This window comes from Enterococcus columbae DSM 7374 = ATCC 51263, assembly GCF_000406925.1.
In the GTDB taxonomy this organism is placed as follows: Bacteria; Bacillota; Bacilli; order Lactobacillales; family Enterococcaceae; genus Enterococcus_E; species Enterococcus_E columbae.
The window spans coordinates 265,510-282,850 of sequence record NZ_KE136349.1; the positions used below are offsets into that span (position 1 = coordinate 265,510).

The following is a 17,341-nucleotide window of genomic DNA, read 5'->3' on the forward strand; positions in this document are numbered from 1 at the left end:
TTGATACGAGTAAATAAGTTCCAAGTGGATGGAAAAATCCTCCATATTTTAAGATTTTTTCAGCAACTTGGCTTATTTACCGAGTATCAGCTCAATCACATGCTATTTATTTTAAAGACTTGCAACCAATTGATCAATTGCCTGGTGGATGATCGCTGGTGTAGTTGCAAGATTTAATCGAATAAAACCTTTAGAATCTTGATCAAACCAGCTACCAAAATCAACAGCTAATTTGGCTTTATCCTGAATAACTGTTTTCACCTGATTTTCATCGATTGCTTGGCGTAAATCAAGCCATAAAAGATACGTTCCTTCTAGCTGACCAACTTTGACTTGTGGAGCTTCCTGTGCCAAGCGCGTACGAATGGTTTGATAATTAGCTTCAATGACTTCAATCAGTGAGGCTAACCAAGCATCGCCATTTGCGTAGGCCGCCTTAGCAGCCACTTGTCCTAGCATACTACTTTCAGTTTGGCGATTTTTGCTAGCCCAAGTACGATATTGCTTGCGTAACGCTTCATTTGGAATCCAAATATGCGAATTTAACAAGCTGGCTAAATTGAACGTTTTCGAAGGTGCATTTAAAACAATTAATTGGTCTAAATAAGCGCCATTGGCCACTGAAATTGCTGAAGTAAACTGATAACCTGGCATAATAAAATCGCTATGAATTTCATCGGCAATAACCAAGACTTGATGTTTTTGGCAAATCGCTAAAACATCAGCCAATTCTTTTTCAGTCCAAACACGACCAACTGGGTTATGTGGTGAACAAAGAATAAATAACTTCACTTGATTTTCAACAATTTTGGCTTCAAAATCAGCTAAATCCATGTGATAGTGTCCATCAACATTAACTAAAGGACTATTGACTAGCTGACGATTTTTATCCTTGATTGCATTACTAAATGGATAATAAACGGGGCGTTGAATCATTACTGCCTCACCTTCTTTAGTAAAGCAATCCACTAAATCATATAAAGCTTGAACAACGCCTGTAGAAAATGATAACCACTCACGCTTGAATGGTGTATTTTCATGACGCTTTTGCCAACCTAAATAGGTATCAAAGTATTGGTCATCCACTATTGAATAACCAAAAACACCATGAGCAATCCGTTTAGTCAAAGCCTCGGTGACTGCTTCTGGCGCAGCAAATTCCATATCAGCTACCCATAATGGTAATAAATCTGCATCACCAAAGCGTTCGGCTAATGCATCCCATTTTAAAGCATTCGTCTGACATCGTTCACGTTGATATTTTTCAACAAATTCATTGATTGACATTCTTTATTCCCCCATTTTTAATCGTTCTTTAATATAAAACACGTATTATATAGTATTCCAAGTATACCCACAGAATATTTTTCCGTCAATTAGTTCAACCGATAGTATTTTTTTATCAGGCAGTTAATCGGCATTGACAAAAAACGACAGAGCCTTTCATCCACTCTGTCGTTTTATCATCTATTTATAGCCATTCACTGACTGCTGTTTGCCCCGCAATGCGACCAAAAGTAAAAATATCGGTTAAAGAATTCCCACCTAGTCGATTACCTGCGTGAATACCACCAGCGACCTCACCAGCTGCATAAAGTCCCGGAATCACTTGACCCGTTTTATCAATAACATGGGTCTTCGTGTCAATTTTTAACCCACCCATAGTATGATGGACGGCTGGCTTTCTAGGCGTTGCATAAAATGGCGCCACTTTAACTGGTAAATCAAAGACATTTTTGCCAAACTCTTTATCCTCACCAATTGCCACACAGTGATTATATTGCTCGATGGTTTGTTTTAAGGTGGCAGGATCAACCTTGATTTGTTGAGCTAATGCTTCTAGCGTATCGGCTCTAAATAAACGTCCCTCTTTCACTTCTTGATCAATCTTTGCTTGACTGGTATTGTAGGCTGTTTCCTTAATTTTATCATCGGCAATTAAATAAAACAGTGAACCATTATCAATAGCTGCTTGCGTTAAAACATCTCGACTAGCGTATTCATTAACAAAACGTTTGCCCTGTTGATTTACCATGACAAAGTTCGCTGGCGGCACTTGTAAGCCACTAAATAGCTCACCTGTATCCGGATCAGAAACCGGCATCATTTGGGTGAAGCCCATTCCGACTAGCTCAGCCCCCACCGCTTCACCAAGAACAATTCCATCACCTGTAATTGCTGGTGAATTCGAGGTTTGAATATCATCTTCTATTTTACTCCAATAAGTGTTATATTTTTTCAACATTTGGGTATTCGCGCCAAAACCACCACTAGCTAAGATAACTGCCTGAGCATGAATCGTTACCTTTTGGCCAAAGCGTCCTGTTGCAATTAAACCGACGACTTTCCCATCTGCTACCATTAATTCTTCAACTTTAGTATCCGTTAAAATGGTTCCTTGATGTGCTTTGATAAAGGCTTCTAGTGCCTGAATATAAGCAAAGCCTTGACTTTTCAATGGTTTATGACCTCTACGCCACATTGCTCCTACCGGCATATCGACTTGATGCTTATCAAAGGCAACACCAATTGATTCTAACCATTTGACTGATTCGCTCGCTTTATCGGTTAAAATTTTCACCAAATCATATTGTCCATAAATAGTATTCCCCAAAAGATCCGTGCGCTTACCACCTAAATAAGTTTGAATACGATGCCACAAACTAGAATCAAATAAATAATCCTTGCCATTTTCTTGCTCACTTAGATAAGCATTGATTTGGGCTTTTAGGGCTTTAAAATCAGCCTTATATTCATTATCAATGCTATTTTCATCCATAGCTAACACTTCTTTAAGCGTATGGGCTTCACCAGGTAACGCAGCGAATTGATTTTGCCAGGTAGGATCAGCCGCATTCATCGGACCACCTGTTCGCACCGTATTGCCACCAATTGCTGGATATTTTTCAACTACTATTGCCTGTTTACCCGCTTGTAATACACAAGCAGCTGCACTTAAGCCGGCACCCCCACCACCAATGATAACAACATCAGTAGTTAATTCCTGATCACTGGTATCGTATTGTACCTTCGCTCGTTTTCTTAAAATATCTGGATTCCCGCCTGCCAATTTAATCGCTTTGGCTACTCCATCTAACACACCGTTACTAGTAATCGAGGCCCCAGAAATTAAGTCAACATTCAACGTCTGTCCTGCAATGATTTCTTCTGGAATACGGGTGAAAACAATGTCAGCAATCCCTTGTGTTTCAGAAGACGTATCAATATCGATTTGTTCAATCCGATCTTCACTTAAGACAACCTTCATTGGCAAATCTCCATTATGCCCAATGGTTTTTACCTCATATTCGCCCGGTGTTAAAACTAATTCTTCTGGTTCATTTAAGAGATTAGCTACTTTGGTAAAGCGCATAAACTTTCTAAAGCAGCTTTCTAGAAAATCAATCGTTCGTTCATCTTTTAAATGACCATTTTCATCAAAGGCTTCATGTGCCCGGCCTAATAAAAATTCATTACCAGGCATCACCGTCGCATTTACTCCAGGCGCATCTAAAATCTGCCGTAAATGTAATTGTGCTCGTGAGGACCCTTGCACATCATAAGAAGCGCCGACAATCATGACAGGTTTCCCATCTAAGGGATGAATCTTAAAAGATAGCCATTCTAAAATACTTTTCAAAGCAGAAGGAATAGAATGATTGTGCTCAGGCGTAGCGATAATCACACCATCGGCTTGCGTAATCGCGGTATTAAAGTATTGAATAATTGGACTATTCGTTTGATCTTCTGATTCATTAAAAAGTGGAACTTGATTTAACTCTAAAAGTTCAATTGAGACTTGTGGACGAAAATGCTCTTGCATAAACAATAATAATTGACGGTTATAAGATTTTTTGGCATTCGTGCCAACAATAGCTACAAATTTCATTCTTTTCCCTCCTCAGCTAACCATGAAAAGTGTGGCGTTGTTTGGATTGGGTGCTCAATCAGTAATTGATTGGTCATTTGCGTAAAATGTAAAAATTCTGCAAAGCATTGCGCTAATTTCGCTTTGGTCTGCTCATCTTTGATATCACCCTTTTCATCAAATGCCTGCAAGGATTGACCTAATAAAAATTCTGAGCTCGGCATAATTCGTGCCTTTAATTCTGGTGAATCCAATATTTGACGTAAATGAGCTTGTGCTCGTGAAGAACCTAAAATCCCATGAGAAGCACCAGTAATCATGACCGGCTTGTTAATCAGTGGTTGTACACTATAAGATAGCCATTCTAATACACTCTTTAACGCTGCTGGAATGGAATGATCATATTCAGGCGTACTGATGATTACCCCATCTGCCTCCTGAATTTTTTGAGCTAAAAGCATGATGCTCTCTGGCGCTTGACGATCTTCTGGTTCATTAAAGCCAGGAATTCCGGCAATTTCAAATAGCTCAATGTCAGCTTGTGACTTAAATTCCCTTTGCATGTACGCTAACAGCTGACGATTCGTTGATTGCTCAGCATTGCTACCAACGATTGCGATAAAATGCATAAGTATCCCTCCATTTTTTCATTTTGAAGCCCATATTGTTTATCTTTTCACAATCGAACTAACAATGAGTCGTTCTATAGCTATTTTAGAAAAAACGCTTTATTTTGTGAAATATTTATTTTATTATTTAATTATAAGCAATTACTTATCAAAGGAGAATTGGGCTATGCAATTAACGAATCCTGAAATGTTGAATTATTTAGATACCCTGTTAAAATACGGCAATTTTACCAAAGCCGCTCAGCAGCTTTATATCTCTCAACCCTATCTGACACAAACGATTAAAAAAATTGAGCTTGATTTAGGAACAGCGATTATTAACCGACAAGCGAATCCCCTACAATTAACTGAAGCTGGCAAACTTTATTACCAATATTTAGAAAAATTGGAATTAGAAAATGCCCAGCTACTAAAAACCTTAGCTTTATATCAAGTGAAACAACCAACCATTCATCTTGGTATCTTAGCTAGTCTGGGGCAATTTTTCTTACCCAATTTGTTACCTAAGTATCAACAAAAACAGCCTGAGGTAAAAATCATCCTAAATGAGGCTCTTCCGCAAGAAAACGAGAAAAAAATCTTAAATAATGAATTAGATCTTTATATTGGTCAAAATCCTGAATTAGCCGCACCTAATTTGACCGTCTACGAACGAAGCGCTGAGCCTTATTATGCTGTGATCCCAAGTCGCTTATATGAAACTAGCTTACATGTGATGAATCAACCAATCGATTATGCCTTACTACTAAGTAAACCTGTTGTTTTAACCGCTAGTGGTTCAGCCATCCGCCGGCAAGTTGATCAGTTATTTAGCAAATTCAAACAAACCCCTAAGCCTTTATTAGAAACCAACAATATCTATACGGCAGTCGATTTAGCTAAGAAAGGCTATGGTTTAACCTTTACGCCTTATTCTGTCTTGACCTCACTTCAAGAAAGTGAAAATTATAAGCTTTTACTTATTGATGCTGATATTTTAACTTCGCGTTATTTCATTGCCCATCATAAAGATAAGAAACTAGCTGACTATGAGTCAGACTTCATTCAAAATTTCTTATGCTAAAAAAAACATCAGTAGTTAACAATCGACTACTACTGATGCGTGTGTATTATTCAGCAATAAAATGACTTAGATTAGCGGTCTGAAATAACTGGTGGTCCTTGGTAATCACGATTCCCTCAACTGCTGGTAATTGATTGAGATAGCAAATCGCCTCTTTGGCCGAAGCACCAAACAACAAGGTGGTCCATAATTCACAGGTTAGTGACTGCTCGGCAATAACCGTAATCGAGGCTATTTCACTGGCAATCGGATAACCCGTTTGACTATCAAAAATATGATGAAAGTGATTGTTTCCTAGCTGAAAATTTCTTTCATAAATTCCAGAAGTAACGACTGACTGATTATGGATTTTTAATGTTAATAAGGTATTTCCCCTTGGCATGAATGGATTTTGTATGCCTACACGCCATTGAAAATCTTTGGTATGTAGAGCTGGACCATAGACTAAAACATTTCCTCCAAGATTAATATAAGCTGCTGTCACACCTGCTTGTCGCCAGCTCTGCATAATAAGATCAGCAAAATACCCTTTAGCAATCGCACCTAAGTCCAAAGCCATTCCCGCCTTAGCTAAAAAAACACTTTGCTCTTTTTCATCTAATATAATTGACTTAGGATCAATCAGCGGCAGTACACGATCAATTTCTGCTTGTGTTGGGCGTTTTTGATCCGAAAAACCAATATGCCATAAACGTGTCAATGGTCCAATAGCAATATTTAAAAATAAGTCCTGCTTCTGACTATAATGCGTGCCTATTTTGATAAGCTCAAATAAATCTTTTTCAAGCATAATCCTGGATTTACCCGCCATCTGCTGTAAATGTCCCAGCTGTGATTGACTATCGTGAGCTGAAAAACGCTTGGCATAATCTCGCAAGCTTGCCTCAGCTGAATGGAGTAACTGTTCATATTCTGGATGTGCTACATACAATTCAATTATCGTTCCCATTAATTGAAGTACTCTCTTACCAGCTTGCATGCACATCTCCTCAATCCTTGGTTTTTTCGCGATATTCTTCCATTTTTTGTTGGAAATATTTCTCGGTTTGGCCGTAAGCCGTATAAGTAATGGCATTTGCGCCTGCCTCAATGGTTTCCATAATTTGTTCATCCGTTCGACCACCAGAGGCTATAATTGGAAAGCTTGGATATTGCTTACGAATCCAGCGTACAAGTTCAGCCGTTTGCTTTCCTCCAGCTACATTAAAAATATCTACGCCAGCTTCAATCAGCTGACCTAAATCACGTTGATCATTAACTACCGTATAGATAATTGGAATATCGACGGTTTCATTTACCGCACGAATTGTTTCCACATCGGTCGGTCCATTTAAAACAACCCCATAGGCTCCATGCTCTTCAGCAAAAGCACCTAACCTTGCAGAGCGTTTTCCTGAAGTCAATCCCCCGCCAATACCAGCAAAAATTGGCACCTGCGCTACTTGTGAAATCGCTGATAAAATGCGCGTATTCGGTGTCCAGGGATAGACTGCTAAAATCGCATCAGCATCATTATTAGCAATCACGGCCACATCCATGGTATAAATAATACTCTTGATCCGTTTACCATAAATACTGATACCACTTGCATTACGAATCACTTTTGGTAGATGGACAATACTTTGGCGTAGTTCTGAAAATAATTCTGGCATGGCCTTTTCTACTCGATAATTTTGTGGCGTTTCTGACATGTAAATTCCTTCTTTCCAACTATTTATGATAAGGTTGATGATGAATAATACGATAACAACGATAAATTTGCTCAGCTAACATCACGCGCATTAATTGATGAGGAAAAGTCATTTTTCCAAATGAAATTTGTGCGTTACTCCGCTGCATAACGGCAGGGCTTAAACCTAATGATCCGCCAATGACAAAAACCAGCTGACTCTTACCTTGTATGGCTAATTGCTCAATTTGACTAGCAAATGCTTCACTGGAGAGGTTTTTCCCTTCAATAGCTAAAGCCCAAACATATTCCTGCTCCTTAATCTTAGCTAATATCCGTTCGCCTTCTTTTTCTTTAATTTGCTCCATCTGTGCTGCACTTAAGTTTTCTGGTGCTTTTTCATCAGGAACCTCTATAATATCTACTTTAGCGTAGGCCCCTAAACGCTTGGTATATTCCTGAAGCGCCTGGATTAAATACTTCTCTTTTAATTTACCCACAGCAATAATTTTAATATTCACAGCTAACCTCCACTTTATTTTTTCAATTTCATTATACTATTTTTTTGATAAAAATGTGATTATTCGCAGCGATATAATGTTTTACACAGTTGTGGATAAATCCTCTCCTGTTTTTACACAAGCTTATCCACATTATGCACATAGTTTTCCACAGGACATATAGAACTACTTCTTAATTTATTCAGCTTTTTTATAAGAACATCTATTCTTATCTACTTTATCCCCATCATCCACAAATATGTGGATAACTTTTTACCCATGGTTATGAGGTGAGCGTTTAGATTTGAGCGATAAGCAATGCAGGGGAAAAATAGCACATTTTAAAACTATTTTTTAACTGCTGGCTTATTGCCGAAAATCTGCTCGACTCATACCGAATAACCAAGGTTATGAGGTGAGCGTTTAGATTTGAGCAATAAGCAATGCAGGAAAAAATAGCGACATTTTAAAACTATTTTTTAACTGCTGGCTTATTGCCGAAAATCTGCTCGACTCATACCGAATACCCATGATTATGAGACGATCGTTTAAATTTGAGCAATAAATTCATGTATTTGCAAAAATTTTACCTAAACATCTTCATATATTTTTCATAAGTATTCGGTAATATAAAGATGTACTTGAGAATAGGTCAACAAAAAAGATTGACAGGTAAGAGAAATAGTATATAACTATCAATTAGGAGGATAAAAAAATGTCTAAAAAAAGAAAAAATACGAATAACCTTTTAGCAAGATTTGGGATTGGATTATGCAGCGGCTTACTTGGTGGGGCTATTGCTTTTGGCGGTTTATATGCCATCAATAGCGGAAGCAATCAAACCTCTACTGGGGTACAAACTGCTCAATCATCAACAAAGGTTTCTAATGTAAAATATAATGTAAATAGCGATATTACGGAGGCTGTTCAAAAAGTTCAAGGAGCAGTTGTCTCAATTATTAATCTACAAAGTCAATCAAGTAATTCAAATGGTTTAGAAGGTCTATTTGGTGGCTCATCGCAAAATGATAATTCTAGCCAATCAAGTGATAGTTTAGAAACGGCTAGTGAAGGTAGTGGGGTTATCTACAAAAAAGAAGGAAACTACGCCTATGTGGTAACCAATAATCACGTGGTAGAAGGGCAAAGCGCGCTACAAGTATTACTAGCTGATGGTCAAAAAGTCGATGCTGAACTAGTCGGAACCGATTCATATACTGATTTGGCTGTCGTAAAAATTTCATCTAAGTATGTTACAACGGTAGCAACCTTTGGCGATTCAAGTCAATTAAAAGTCGGCGAACCCGCAATTGCTATTGGTTCACCACTTGGAACAGAATATGCTAATTCGGTAACAGAAGGAATTATTTCTTCTTTAAATCGACAAGTAGTTAGCCAAAACGACTCAGGACAAGAGGTAAATATCAATGCTATTCAAACGGATGCGGCGATTAACCCAGGGAACTCAGGTGGTGCTTTAGTCAACATCGCTGGTCAAGTAATTGGTATCAATTCAAGTAAGATTGCTTCTACCTCTACTTCTAGTTCTGGTGTTAGCGTTGAGGGGATGGGCTTTGCTATTCCAAGTAATGATGTAACTACTATTATTAGCCAGCTTGAGAAAAATGGTAAGGTTACCCGCCCAGCTTTAGGTGTTAGAACAGTTGATTTAAACGCCTTAACTGATCAACAAAAAGAACAAATTCTAAAAGTTCCAACCTCATTAACCAATGGTGTTGTTTTAGCCCAAGTTAATAGCGCAACACCAGCAGAAAAAGCCGGCTTAAAACAATATGATGTGATTACTGCTATTGATGGACAAGAAGTTAAAACTGGTACAGAGTTAAGAGCTGCTTTATACAAAAAATCTGTAGGTGATTCTATTAAAGTAACCTACTATCGTGGAAATGATAAAAAGACAACAACTGTAGCATTAACCGTTGATCAATCAATTAACGAAAAAAATTAACAAATAGTAAAGGAGCTGCTCAGATAAATTTTCTGGATAGCTCCTTTTTACTACTAAAAAATGATATTTTCTTTAATAATCTCTAAGTCCTTAATCAATATTTTGCGATTTTTTAGCTCAATCGCCCCTAAATCTTTAAGTTGTTGCATCATACGATTGACGCTACTTGCTGAAGCAATTCCACAAAAATGCGCAATTTCTTCATTGGTTACCACAAAATCTATCAGAATGCCTTCATTCGTTTCTACGCCAAAGCTTTCATATAAATCGTATAGCTGCGTGCAAACAGCTCCAAATTTTCCATTCATCAGCATTTGCTGTAATTTTTTCATTGCATATAGTAAACGAACACGATAATAATCTTTCACATAAAGCTGCAATTCATGATTCTGATTGATATCTTTCCAAAATTGTACTCGATCAATTTGATACAGCTCTGCTTTTTCCGATTCCACTCGAATATTAAATGGGGCATCGATAAATTGTGAATACTCATCTTTTAACAAAGAAACAATTTCTAAGCCAGTAATATAGCGGAGATTAAACTCACGACCATCCCTAGAAATGACAGAAGTTTTGATAATTCCATCTTTTAAGATATATACATAGCGATCTTGCAATCCCTCATACATTAGATATTTCTTTTTTTCCTTAACAATCACTGGAAAGTCGCTAGCTGCTAAGTACTTTTCTAAAATCCGATCATCCATAATTGTGTTCCTCACTTATCTATACCGATTATTTTCAAAATATTTTCTGAAAATATTACATTCTTTATTAAACTGATTATAACTCAAAACACAACAACAAATGTATATAAAATTTGTATTTTTACTTTGTTTTAATCAAAAAAAATTAACAAAGTAGCATTTTTCTTTTAGAAATTGCGAGTATATTAGGCTCACAAGCGAATTTATAGTGAAAAACAAGTGTATTTTTTCTCTTTGATTTTTATTTATAACCTTCTATCACAATCTTTTTTACATTAACCAATCCATCAAATACACTTGTTTTTCTACTAAATTTTTCATGGAAAGAGGGAGTTATTTCCAAAAAATCGATTTATTTTATGAAAATTATTTAAAAGGAGAATGTGAGTCAAATCGTGGAAAATTCAGTAGAAAAATTATTTAACAAAGGATTTATTAGTATTACCGTCATTAATTTCGTCGTTTATTTGGTTTATTACCTATTGATGGTGATTATCGCCGTCATTGCTCAAGACCAACTACACGCTAGTTTGGGTCAAGCAGGTTTAGCTTCTGGCATTTATATTATTGGTACTTTATTAGCTCGATTATTTGTCGGTAAAAAATTAGAATTAGTTGGTCGTAAGGCTGTTTTACGTTACGGGGCATTATTTTATTTATTAACAACCATCGCTTATCTTTACATTCCAACCATTCAACTACTTTATTTAGTTCGTTTTTTAAATGGATTTGGTTATGGTACAGTGTCCACTGCCACTAACGCAATTGTTACCGCCTATATTCCATCTTCAAAACATGGTGAAGGCATCAATTATTATGGACTAAGTACCAGCTTAGCTGCAGCCATCGGACCATTTATTGGGATGATATTATTAAACACAACTAGCTTTTACTTTATTATTATCTTTTCAATTGTATTAATTTTATTGACAACTATCGCATGTTTCATTTTCCCAGTAAAAAATATTCAAATTACTGCTGAACATCGTGCAATGTTGGAATCATGGAAACTAAATACTTTCTTAGAAAAGAAAGTGGCCTTTATTTCTTCTATCGCTTTTGTTATCGGTGTTGCCTATTCATGTGTATTGTCCTTCTTATCATCTTATGCTAAGGAATTAAATTTAGTTGCAATTAGTTCATTTTTCTTTGTTGTTTATGCATTAGTCATTACCTTCACTCGTCCAATGACTGGTCGAATTTTTGATGCTAAAGGTGAACGCTATGTCATGTATCCTAGCTACTTCTTCTTAACCTTGGGACTATTTTGTTTGAGCGTGACTCATAGCGGTTGGTTGTTACTACTTTCTGGTGCTTTTGTTGGCTTAGGTTACGGTACATTTATGTCAAATGGACAAGCTGTTTGTTTGAAAACTTGTGATGGCCATCATATTGGCATTGCATTATCAACATACTTTATTGGTTTAGACTTAGGATTGGGTGTAGGACCTTATATTTTAGGTGAATTACATCAATTCTTAACCTTCCCTAAGCTTTATTTCGTTTCTGGATTATTACCAATTGCTTGTGCGATTGTTTATAAATTATTCTATCATCCAAGCTACGAAAAGAAAGAACAAGCTTTACGTCTACAACGTGCAAATCAAAACAAATAATTTTTGAATATTGGAGGCAATGGTATGAATACAAATGATAATCTACTTACTTTGATGAAACAAGTGCTTTCTAAATTAGACGAAACCAATCAACGACTTGAAACATTGGAAGCACACGAAGATCAACGTCGAATGGAAGAAGAAAGCTATTTATTAGCTATTCGCTCTGCTATTCAAAATGACAATATCATGGGCTAAAAAAGCGTGTAAAGTTTACCGCAAACTTCCCTTGTAAGCTAAACTTCCCCTACTTATTACGTGTAAACTTTCATTAATAAATTGTGTTGGTCAACTAGCTATCATAAAGCTTGGCTAACATCTAAAAAAATTCGGTATCAAAGGAATAGCTCTTTGATACCGAATTTTTTTATTTTATTTACCAGGTGTAAAACTAGAACCCACCACTGCATCAGCAGCTAATTCTAGAATCCCTCGTTTCATTGGTGCATTTGGTAAATGCAGCTCACGTGCAGAACAAATCATACCATAGCTTTTTACTCCACGTAATTCACCCGGCCAAATCATCAACCCATCTGGCATCATAGCCCCTGGCAAAGCAACAACCACTTTTAGATTCTTTCTAATATTTGGTGCACCACAGACGATTTGTAGTGGCTCATGTGCATCGGCAAAATCAATTTCCGTAATTGAAAGATGATCACTATCTGGATGTGCTTCACAGCTTTTGACAAATCCTACCATAAATTTTGGGGTATGGTCTGCCTGCAATTGATTCGTAAAGCCAGCTTGTTTCAACTGTTCATTTAATACAGCTAGTTGGTCATCGCTAATAGCAACCTGTCCATGACCTTCAATAGTTAAATAGCTAGATACATCAAAAAAATTATAGCCGACAATAGTCCCATCTATAGTAGAAATCTCAGCTACATTAGCTTTGCGTTCAACTTTTTGTTCTAATTGGTGGTCATTTTCAACAATCACCATTAAGACATCTCCAACATGTTCACGATTATAAGCAAAAATCATTTAAGTATAAGTATCTAATCAAAAGATACTTGCTGCCCTCCTTTAAATTCATCGCATACTTAGCTATCTTATCAAAGAATCGGCTTAACGTAAATACTTTCTGATAGTTCATCATACAAATAGGCGAACCCTCTTCATTAATCGCATAAAAAATCAATGGCTATTTTTACTTTTAGCCATTGACTTTATTAGCACTTATACGGAACAATCAGACAATCACAACGCGCCTGATGAATGACATAATCAGCCACACTCCCAATCATCACTCGCTCTAATGCGTGTAAGCCTGATTGTCCCATTACGATTAAATCCACTCGATACTTACTAACTAAATCCTCGACTAGCACACTGCGCGCCGAGCCACGCACGACTAGCGTTTTTAAAGGAGCAAACGATTGGTCATAAGCATATTGGCGACAGGCTGACAAATAGCTCTCCGCTAATTTTTCTTCATGCTCATATAAAGCTTCATTCACCGGCGCAAATCCCATCATTCTCGGCAATTGCTGATCAATGACATGCACTGCTAGCAAAAACGCTTGATTACGCTTGGCAATGCTACAAGCTACCTTAAAAGCTTCAAAAGCTTGCTTTGACCCATCTATTCCTACTAAGATACATTCATATGCTTGAAACATCCTCACTCACCCCATCAAGGCTTTATAGATTAGCTAAAAAGGTTTCAATTTCTTCCTTTGTTTTACGATTTTTATTCACCAACCGTCCAAGCTCTTTACCATCTTCAATGACCACAAAGCTAGGGATCCCAAAAATATTCCATTCACTTGCGACATCGATGAATTCATCACGATCAACCTGGATAAATTGATAATCACTAAAATCTGCCTCGATCTCTGGCATTGCTGGTTTAATATAGCGACAATCACCACACCAATCAGCCGTAAAGAAAAAGACATTCTTTCCTTTTTCGACATAACTTGCTAATTCTTCTAAATTTTTAGGAATAATCATTTTACTTCCTCCTCATGATAATCATACAAAATAGTTGCAACAGTTGATTTGTCTAAGGCGCGCAACACCTGAATTAATAATTCACGAGCTGCCTCGTAATCCTTAATACTAAACATTGTTTGGTGGGTATGGATATAACGGGCAACTACACCAATTGTCGTAGAAGGAATCCCGTCATTTTCTAAATGAACTGCTCCAGCATCTGTCCCCCCACCAGAAACAAAATATTGATAAGGAATATGATGCGTATGCGCAATATCTAAAAGAAACTCTTTGAATCTAGGCAATAGAATATGTCTAGGATCTAAAATCCGCAATAATGTCCCTTCATCTAAGTGTCCTTGTGTGCCTTTGGTTGTCACTAAATCATCAGCTGCCGAGCAATCTAACGCAAAGAATAAATCTGGTTTAAATAAGTGGGCCGAAGCTCTAGCTCCACGTAAGCCAACTTCTTCTTGAACGTTCGCACCAGCAATTAACGTATGGGCTAGACTTTCATCCTTTAAGGCTTCTAAAGCTTCCAAAACCAAAGTACAGCCAAAACGATTGTCCCAGGCCTTAGAAATTATCCGTTTTTGGTTCGCTGTCATAATCGTTTCCACATCTGGAACAATTGTATCTCCTGGTAATACCCCATAGGCTAAAGCTTCTTCTTTTGATTCAAAACCTGCATCAAATAAAATATCTGTTACTTGAATATTAGCCTGGGGGCCTTTTCCACGTAATAAATGTGGCGGAATGGATGAAGAAATACAAGGGTAATTCCCTTTAGCAGTCTTTAAAACAAAGCGCTGCGCCGAAACCACATAAGGATTCCAACCACCAAGCGGAGAGACTTTAAACAAGCCACGATCAGTAATCTGCGTAATCATGAAACCTACTTCATCCATATGAGCCGCAACTAAAATTTTGGGTGCTGTTTTGTCTTCATGATGGCGAATACCAAAGATTCCACCCAAACGGTCTTGTTGAATCTCATCGACTAAGGGGGTCATCTTTTCACGCATATATTGCCGAATATCCTGTTCAAAGCCACTTGTCCCAGTTAATTCAGTTAATTCCTTAATCCGTTGAAATGTCTTTTCATTCATTTAACTTTCCTTTTAGTCAATCATTACTGACTACCTTCCTATAATTGTTAGCTTTATTATAACCCGAACGGTAAAAAAATGAGGCATTTCTGCTTAATTTATTACGCTTTTTTATCTACTAAAACATAATGAGTCGCCGAAAGGGCTTGATAGGTGGCTTGCTCACTAGGTACAGCTATATTATCAGTAATTTGCGTATTCAAAAATTGTGCCTTCGCTTTTTTCGGATCCAAAATAGGAATAGACTGTAACAATTTTTTAGTATATTCATGCTGAGGGCTATGAAAAATTTCCTCAGTAGTACCAATTTCTACTAAAAAACCTCGATACAATACAGCAATCCGATCAGATATCTGTCTGATCACCCCTAAATCATGTGAAATAAACAAATAGGCTAGATTATGCTCTTTTTGTAGTTGCTTCAATAATTTTAATATTTGGGCTTGAATAGAGACATCTAAGGCTGAAGTAGGCTCATCACATAAAATCAATTCTGGCTGATTAATCATTGCTCGTGCAATCCCTATTCTTTGTCTTTGACCACCACTAAAATCGCTAGGGAGCTTATTTACATCTTCAATCCCCACTCTTTGCAGCATATCCAATGCTTTTTGCTGAGCTTCTTTTTTAGAAAATTGTACTAATAACGGTTCGCTAACTAATTCTAACGCGGTTAAATACGGATTAAGCGCCGTATAAGGATCCTGAAAAATAATTTGAATTTTTTGTTTAAATTGTTGGTATTCATCCTTAGAAAAATCATCAATTGCTTTTTCTTTCTGAGCTGTTAGTTACTAATCCAAGTGATTACATAGACAACTAACAGATTTGTTCACATAAGTACGCTACACCTATGCAGTTCTCTAATGAACTTCTTAGTATTTCTACTAAGCACAGACTATATCTTATCCTTATCTAGAATGCTAGACTTAGGCGAAACCACTTCCATTACCCATCGCTTGTAATGTACTTCCCTCAAGAGGAATAGTCGTTGAACGTTCTCCTATTTAGAGCTTCGCTGCTGATCACCAATTTTTAAAATACTTAGGTTTGAACCTTATATCATCTAATTTATTTTTTCTACTTTCGTCACCTTCACGCTTGAGTATTTTTCATCTCTACGTTGTGGTTAAATTAGCTTTACGGCTTCCCAGCAATTCAATTTCTTTATCGGAATAGCTCGCACTATTCGCTACATACTAGTTTCCCAATATGCTTACTAATCTTACAATTATTTCCATTTTCAATAATTTCCTCAATTAATAAAAAATTTTGCCTTGATCAAAGGATTGGAAGGTAATCATTCCCTTGCCAAGCGTTGTTTTCCCACTACCAGATTCTCCAACAATACCCAGGGTTTCACCTGCATCAATGGCTAAAGAAACATGATTTAATGCGTGAATCGTTCGCCTAGCCTTACCTTTAGTTACTATAAATTGCTTTGAAGCATCTTCAATACGTAATAAACTCATTTTCTTCCCTCCATTTAAATAGTTAGGTGTTGCAAATCAGCAGCCTGTAACAACTTTTGTGTGTATGCATGCTGAGGATGATAAAAAATTTGTTCCGTATCACCCTGTTCAATAATTTCTCCCTGATACATGACCTTTACTTCATCACACATTCCAGCTACCACCCCAAAATCATGAGTAACTAACAAGACAGTCAATCCTTCTGTTTTTTGAAGTTGATTGATTAGTTGTAAAATTTGAAATTGAATCGTTACATCCAGTGCTGTTGTTGGTTCATCGGCAATTAATATTTTAGGCTTGGTTAATAAGGCCATCGCAATCATGATTCTTTGACGCATTCCACCAGATAACTCATGAGGATAATTTTTTAAACGTTCAGCTGGGTAGCTAATCCCCACCTTTTCCAAAGCTGCGATACTCTCAGTCAAAAGCGCTTGTTTCGTTATATTTTTTTCTCGTCTACGAATAACCTCAAATAAATGGTAACCAATCGTTCTTAAAGGATTCAATGCAGTCATTGGATCTTGAAAAATCATCGCCATCGGTAAATGCTGTGTTTGTGTAACCTGCTGACCATTGTAATAATAGCTTGTATATTCTGCAGTAAGTTGTTTAGGCAGAATCCCCATTAATGCTTTCATCGTCAAACTCTTCCCACTACCGGACTCACCTATAATACCGATAGTTTTCCCCTTAGGAATAGCTAAGTCTAATGGTCGAACAAGGGGTTGGTCTTTGGCTTTGCGATGATAGATCGACAATTGCTGGATTGTTAAAATCGTATCTTCCATCATT

The 17,341-nt window shown here is 37.0% G+C and carries 18 protein-coding genes; 4 read left to right on the plus strand and 14 right to left on the minus strand.

The genetic code is table 11. The features are described from left to right. Window positions 1-111: 111 nt before the first annotated feature. The 3 genes from RK02_RS09005 to RK02_RS09015 form a co-directional block, all read right to left on the minus strand. Window positions 112-1,287, minus strand: coding sequence for a MalY/PatB family protein (locus tag RK02_RS09005; protein WP_016183926.1), 1,176 nt, complete (start codon window positions 1,285-1,287; stop codon window positions 112-114). 184 nt (window positions 1,288-1,471) lie between these two features. Next, complete coding sequence (locus tag RK02_RS09010) at window positions 1,472-3,889, minus strand: flavocytochrome c (RefSeq protein ID WP_016183927.1); 2,418 nt, start codon at window positions 3,887-3,889, stop codon at window positions 1,472-1,474. Beyond that, complete coding sequence (locus RK02_RS09015; RefSeq protein ID WP_016183928.1) at window positions 3,886-4,497, minus strand: NADPH-dependent FMN reductase; 612 nt, start codon at window positions 4,495-4,497, stop codon at window positions 3,886-3,888. The genes RK02_RS09010 and RK02_RS09015 overlap by 4 nt, the downstream gene beginning before the upstream one ends. A gap of 166 nt (window positions 4,498-4,663) precedes the next feature. Between RK02_RS09015 and RK02_RS09020 the strand changes: the two genes are divergently transcribed. Beyond that, complete coding sequence (locus RK02_RS09020) at window positions 4,664-5,560, plus strand: LysR family transcriptional regulator (protein WP_016183929.1); 897 nt, start codon at window positions 4,664-4,666, stop codon at window positions 5,558-5,560. Window positions 5,561-5,606: 46 nt separating this feature from the next. Here RK02_RS09020 and RK02_RS09025 read toward each other — a convergent pair whose 3' ends face one another. The 3 genes from RK02_RS09025 to rlmH are packed head-to-tail and all read right to left on the minus strand — an operon-like array spanning window position 5,607 to window position 7,750. Further along, window positions 5,607-6,539, minus strand: a complete 933-nt coding sequence (locus tag RK02_RS09025; RefSeq protein ID WP_016183930.1) for an FAD:protein FMN transferase — start codon at window positions 6,537-6,539, stop codon at window positions 5,607-5,609. Window positions 6,540-6,549: 10 nt separating this feature from the next. Continuing rightward, window positions 6,550-7,251, minus strand: a complete 702-nt coding sequence (locus RK02_RS09030; RefSeq protein ID WP_016183931.1) for a beta/alpha barrel domain-containing protein — start codon at window positions 7,249-7,251, stop codon at window positions 6,550-6,552. Between the two features lie 19 nt (window positions 7,252-7,270). Then, window positions 7,271-7,750 carry a 23S rRNA (pseudouridine(1915)-N(3))-methyltransferase RlmH gene (rlmH, locus tag RK02_RS09035; RefSeq protein WP_016183932.1) on the minus strand — a complete coding sequence of 160 codons (480 nt, stop codon included), beginning with the start codon at window positions 7,748-7,750 and terminating at the stop codon, window positions 7,271-7,273. Window positions 7,751-8,444: 694 nt separating this feature from the next. Between rlmH and RK02_RS09040 the strand changes: the two genes are divergently transcribed. After that, window positions 8,445-9,698: a S1C family serine protease gene (locus RK02_RS09040; RefSeq protein WP_016183933.1), complete on the plus strand. Its 1,254-nt coding sequence runs from the start codon at window positions 8,445-8,447 to the stop codon at window positions 9,696-9,698. Window positions 9,699-9,751: 53 nt separating this feature from the next. Here the strand turns inward: RK02_RS09040 and RK02_RS09045 are convergent, their stop codons facing one another. Continuing rightward, entirely contained in the window at window positions 9,752-10,408 is a 657-nt protein-coding gene (locus RK02_RS09045) for a Crp/Fnr family transcriptional regulator (protein WP_016183934.1), read from the minus strand. 392 nt (window positions 10,409-10,800) lie between these two features. On the opposite strand from RK02_RS09045, the gene RK02_RS09050 reads away from it, so the two are divergent. Then, window positions 10,801-12,024 (plus strand): MFS transporter, encoded by a 1,224-nt coding sequence (locus tag RK02_RS09050; RefSeq protein ID WP_026231380.1) that lies wholly within the window; start codon window positions 10,801-10,803, stop codon window positions 12,022-12,024. Between the two features lie 24 nt (window positions 12,025-12,048). After that, window positions 12,049-12,222 carry a hypothetical protein gene (locus tag RK02_RS12380; RefSeq protein WP_016183936.1) on the plus strand — a complete coding sequence of 58 codons (174 nt, stop codon included), beginning with the start codon at window positions 12,049-12,051 and terminating at the stop codon, window positions 12,220-12,222. Between the two features lie 174 nt (window positions 12,223-12,396). Here RK02_RS12380 and ytpR read toward each other — a convergent pair whose 3' ends face one another. The 7 genes from ytpR to RK02_RS09085 form a co-directional block, all read right to left on the minus strand. Then, window positions 12,397-13,011, minus strand: a complete 615-nt coding sequence (ytpR, locus tag RK02_RS09055; RefSeq protein WP_026231379.1) for a YtpR family tRNA-binding protein — start codon at window positions 13,009-13,011, stop codon at window positions 12,397-12,399. Window positions 13,012-13,199: 188 nt separating this feature from the next. Further along, window positions 13,200-13,649, minus strand: a complete 450-nt coding sequence (locus tag RK02_RS09060) for a universal stress protein (RefSeq protein ID WP_016183938.1) — start codon at window positions 13,647-13,649, stop codon at window positions 13,200-13,202. Window positions 13,650-13,671: 22 nt separating this feature from the next. Further along, a complete protein-coding gene (locus tag RK02_RS09065) occupies window positions 13,672-13,983 on the minus strand; it encodes a thioredoxin family protein (protein WP_016183939.1) in 312 nt (103 codons plus the stop codon). Then, window positions 13,980-15,074 carry a glutamyl aminopeptidase gene (pepA, locus tag RK02_RS09070; RefSeq protein ID WP_016183940.1) on the minus strand — a complete coding sequence of 365 codons (1,095 nt, stop codon included), beginning with the start codon at window positions 15,072-15,074 and terminating at the stop codon, window positions 13,980-13,982. Before pepA ends, RK02_RS09065 begins: the two co-directional genes overlap by 4 nt. A 101-nt stretch (window positions 15,075-15,175) precedes the next feature. Then, entirely contained in the window at window positions 15,176-15,841 is a 666-nt protein-coding gene (locus tag RK02_RS09075; RefSeq protein ID WP_081617818.1) for an ABC transporter ATP-binding protein, read from the minus strand. Between the two features lie 492 nt (window positions 15,842-16,333). Next, window positions 16,334-16,546 carry an ATP-binding cassette domain-containing protein gene (locus RK02_RS09080; RefSeq protein WP_016183942.1) on the minus strand — a complete coding sequence of 71 codons (213 nt, stop codon included), beginning with the start codon at window positions 16,544-16,546 and terminating at the stop codon, window positions 16,334-16,336. Between the two features lie 14 nt (window positions 16,547-16,560). After that, on the minus strand, window positions 16,561-17,337 hold the full coding sequence (locus RK02_RS09085) for an ABC transporter ATP-binding protein (protein WP_016183943.1): 777 nt from the start codon (window positions 17,335-17,337) through the stop codon (window positions 16,561-16,563). Window positions 17,338-17,341 lie beyond the last annotated feature (4 nt).

What these genes read in the sequence shown, in the direction of transcription:
- RK02_RS09085 (WP_016183943.1), bottom strand. Translation starts at nt 17,337, where the DNA reads ATGGAAGATACGATTTTAACAATCCAGCAATTGTCGATCTATCATCGC.
- ytpR (WP_026231379.1), bottom strand. Translation starts at nt 13,011, where the DNA reads ATGATTTTTGCTTATAATCGTGAACATGTTGGAGATGTCTTAATGGTG.
- pepA (WP_016183940.1), bottom strand. Translation starts at nt 15,074, where the DNA reads ATGAATGAAAAGACATTTCAACGGATTAAGGAATTAACTGAATTAACT.
- RK02_RS09060 (WP_016183938.1), bottom strand. Translation starts at nt 13,649, where the DNA reads ATGTTTCAAGCATATGAATGTATCTTAGTAGGAATAGATGGGTCAAAG.
- RK02_RS09080 (WP_016183942.1), bottom strand. Translation starts at nt 16,546, where the DNA reads ATGAGTTTATTACGTATTGAAGATGCTTCAAAGCAATTTATAGTAACT.
- RK02_RS09030 (WP_016183931.1), bottom strand. Translation starts at nt 7,251, where the DNA reads ATGTCAGAAACGCCACAAAATTATCGAGTAGAAAAGGCCATGCCAGAA.
- RK02_RS09025 (WP_016183930.1), bottom strand. Translation starts at nt 6,539, where the DNA reads ATGCAAGCTGGTAAGAGAGTACTTCAATTAATGGGAACGATAATTGAA.
- RK02_RS09005 (WP_016183926.1), bottom strand. Translation starts at nt 1,287, where the DNA reads ATGTCAATCAATGAATTTGTTGAAAAATATCAACGTGAACGATGTCAG.
- RK02_RS12380 (WP_016183936.1), top strand. Translation starts at nt 12,049, where the DNA reads ATGAATACAAATGATAATCTACTTACTTTGATGAAACAAGTGCTTTCT.
- RK02_RS09040 (WP_016183933.1), top strand. Translation starts at nt 8,445, where the DNA reads ATGTCTAAAAAAAGAAAAAATACGAATAACCTTTTAGCAAGATTTGGG.
- RK02_RS09015 (WP_016183928.1), bottom strand. Translation starts at nt 4,497, where the DNA reads ATGCATTTTATCGCAATCGTTGGTAGCAATGCTGAGCAATCAACGAAT.
- RK02_RS09010 (WP_016183927.1), bottom strand. Translation starts at nt 3,889, where the DNA reads ATGAAATTTGTAGCTATTGTTGGCACGAATGCCAAAAAATCTTATAAC.
- RK02_RS09020 (WP_016183929.1), top strand. Translation starts at nt 4,664, where the DNA reads ATGCAATTAACGAATCCTGAAATGTTGAATTATTTAGATACCCTGTTA.
- RK02_RS09045 (WP_016183934.1), bottom strand. Translation starts at nt 10,408, where the DNA reads ATGGATGATCGGATTTTAGAAAAGTACTTAGCAGCTAGCGACTTTCCA.
- RK02_RS09065 (WP_016183939.1), bottom strand. Translation starts at nt 13,983, where the DNA reads ATGATTATTCCTAAAAATTTAGAAGAATTAGCAAGTTATGTCGAAAAA.